This is a genomic window from Sutterella massiliensis, assembly GCF_016899755.1.
Taxonomy (GTDB): domain Bacteria; phylum Pseudomonadota; class Gammaproteobacteria; order Burkholderiales; family Burkholderiaceae_F; genus Sutterella; species Sutterella massiliensis.
Window position 1 is genome coordinate 1 of sequence record NZ_JACJJC010000506.1, and the last position, 245, is coordinate 245.

Below are 245 nucleotides of genomic sequence, written 5' to 3' on the forward strand. Positions count from 1 at the left end.
CGCATGGACGGTTCTCGTTCTTCTCCCATTGTTTTAGACGTTCAAGACAGTTTTCCAGGGTCTTGTCATTGATTGATTTTGCATACTGTACGACCTTGTCGTAATGCTCTTGTGAACAGCAGATTTTCATATCGTTTGAATTTATTGGTTGGTAAATGTTTTTTCAGTCAATCCAGAAAGTACCGCAATGAGGGCACCTGCATCCGGCAGGATATTCATTCGAATACCGCACGTCACGGTGGCGT

General features: G+C 43.7%; 1 protein-coding gene. It reads right to left on the reverse strand.

Annotated features, from left to right (window positions below; genetic code table 11):
• Positions 1-130 (reverse strand): DUF4120 family protein (locus tag H6A60_RS14650; protein ID WP_205105380.1); only part of this gene is annotated, 130 nt, incomplete at its 3' end.
• Between the last annotated feature and the right edge of the window lie 115 nt (positions 131-245).